At 46.0% G+C, this 2,672-nt stretch carries 1 protein-coding gene; it reads left to right on the top strand.

The genetic code is table 11. The annotated features are described in order from the left end of the window. A partial coding sequence (locus CLV42_RS33540) for an Ig-like domain-containing protein (protein WP_146154560.1) occupies window positions 1-2,672 on the top strand: 2,672 nt, incomplete at both ends.

Here is a 2,672-nt window from a genome sequence, read left to right as displayed (position 1 = left end):
GGTACAGATCCTGATGGAGACGCATTGACCTTCACGAAAGCTACTGATCCGGCTCATGGCTCAGTAGTGGTAAATGCGGATGGAACTTATACGTATACACCAGCTGCGGGTTATACTGGTCCTGATAGTTTCACTATTACCATCAGTGATGGTAAAGGCGGTACGGCAACCGTTACTGTGAACATCACCGTAAATCCTCGTCCAAATAATCCTCCAACTGGTACCGGTGACACGAAGACCACTACCCGGGATGTACCGGTAGTTGGTGCAGTATCCGGTACGGATCCTGATGGCGATGCATTGACCTTTACGAAAGATACAGATCCGGCGCATGGCTCAGTTATTGTAAATACGGATGGAACTTACACCTATACGCCAGCTGCGGGTTATACTGGTCCTGATAGTTTCACTATCCTTATCAGTGATGGCAGAGGCGGCACAGCGATCGTTACGGTAAACATCACCGTAAATCCTCCACCAAATAATCCGCCAACAGGTACTGGCGATACAAAGACCACTATCCAGGATACACCAGTAGATGGTTCAGTATCTGGTACGGATCCTGATGGCGATGCATTGACCTTTACGAAAGCTACTGATCCGGCTCATGGCTCAGTAGTGGTAAATGCGGATGGTACTTATACCTATACACCAGCTGCAGGTTATACCGGTCCTGATAGTTTCACTATTACTATCAGTGATGGTAAAGGTGGAACCACCACGGTTACTGTAAACATCACCGTAAATCCTCGTCCAAATACTCCGCCAACAGGTACTGGCGATACGAAGACTACTAACCAGGATACTCCTGTAAATGGTTCAGTATCCGGTACAGATCCTGATGGCGATGCATTGACCTTTACAAAGGATACTGATCCGGCTCATGGTTCAGTTATTGTAAATACAGATGGAACATATACATACACACCAGCTGCAGGTTATACCGGTACAGATAACTTCACTATCATTATCAGTGATGGTAGAGGTGGTACCACAACGGTTACAGTAAACATTATCGTAAATCCTGTTGTTCCTTCAAATAATCCTCCTACTGGTACTGGTGATACGAAAACCACTATCCAGGATACACCAGTAAATGGCTCAGTATCCGGTACAGATCCTGATGGCGATGCGCTGACCTTTACCAAGGCCACAGATCCAGCTCACGGCTCCGTATTAGTGAATACAGATGGTACTTATACCTATACACCAGCTGCAGGTTATACTGGTCCTGATAGTTTCACCATTACCATCAGTGATGGCAGAGGTGGCACTGCAACAGTTACTGTGAACATCACTGTAAATCCTCGTCCAAATAATCCTCCGACTGGTACTGGTGATACGAAGACCACTACCCAGGATATCCCTGTAAATGGGTCAGTATCCGGTACAGATCCTGACGGAGACGCATTGACCTTCACGAAAGCTACTGATCCGGCTCATGGCTCAGTAGTGGTAAATGCGGATGGAACTTATACTTATACACCAGCCGCGGGTTATACTGGCCCTGATAGTTTCACTATTACCATCAGTGATGGTAAAGGCGGTACTACCACAGTTACAGTAAACATCACCGTAAATCCTCGTCCAAATAATCCTCCGACTGGTACCGGTGATACGAAAACTACCACCCAGGATACTCCTGTAAATGGTTCAGTATCCGGTACAGATCCTGATGGAGACGCATTGACCTTCACGAAAGATACAGATCCAGCGCATGGCTCAGTTATTGTAAATGCGGATGGAACTTACACCTATACGCCAGCTGCAGGTTATACTGGTCCTGATAGTTTCACTATCCTTATCAGTGATGGCAGAGGCGGCACAGCGATCGTTACTGTAAACATCACCGTAAATCCTCCACCAAATAATCCGCCAACAGGTACTGGCGATACAAAGACCACTATCCAGGATACACCAGTAAATGGTTCAGTATCTGGTACGGATCCTGATGGCGATGCATTGACCTTTACGAAAGCTACTGATCCGGCTCATGGCTCAGTAGTGGTAAATGCGGATGGTACTTATACCTATACACCAGCTGCAGGTTATACCGGTCCTGATAGTTTCACTATTACTATCAGTGATGGTAAAGGTGGAACCACCACGGTTACTGTAAACATCACTGTAAATCCTCGTCCAAATACTCCGCCAACAGGTACTGGTGATACGAAGACTACTAACCAGGATACTCCTGTAAATGGTTCAGTATCCGGTACAGATCCTGATGGCGATGCATTGACCTTTACAAAGGATACTGATCCGGCTCATGGTTCAGTTATTGTAAATACAGATGGAACATATACATATACACCAACTGCAGGTTATACCGGTACAGATAACTTCACTATCATTATCAGTGATGGTAGAGGTGGTACCACAACGGTTACAGTAAACATTATCGTAAATCCTGTTGTTCCTTCAAATAATCCTCCTACTGGTACTGGTGATACGAAAACCACTATCCAGGATACACCAGTAAATGGCTCAGTATCCGGTGCAGATCCTGATGGCGATGCGCTGACCTTTACCAAGGCCACAGATCCAGCTCACGGCTCCGTATTAGTGAATACAGATGGTACTTATACCTATACACCAGCTGCAGGTTATACTGGTCCTGATAGTTTCACCATTACTATCAGTGATGGCAGAGGTGGCACTGCAACAGTTAC

The organism is Chitinophaga ginsengisoli, assembly GCF_003014595.1.
Lineage (GTDB): Bacteria > Bacteroidota > Bacteroidia > Chitinophagales > Chitinophagaceae > Chitinophaga > Chitinophaga ginsengisoli.
The sequence above is the reverse complement of the archived record's forward strand: the minus strand, read 5'-3'. Positions and strand labels throughout refer to the sequence as shown.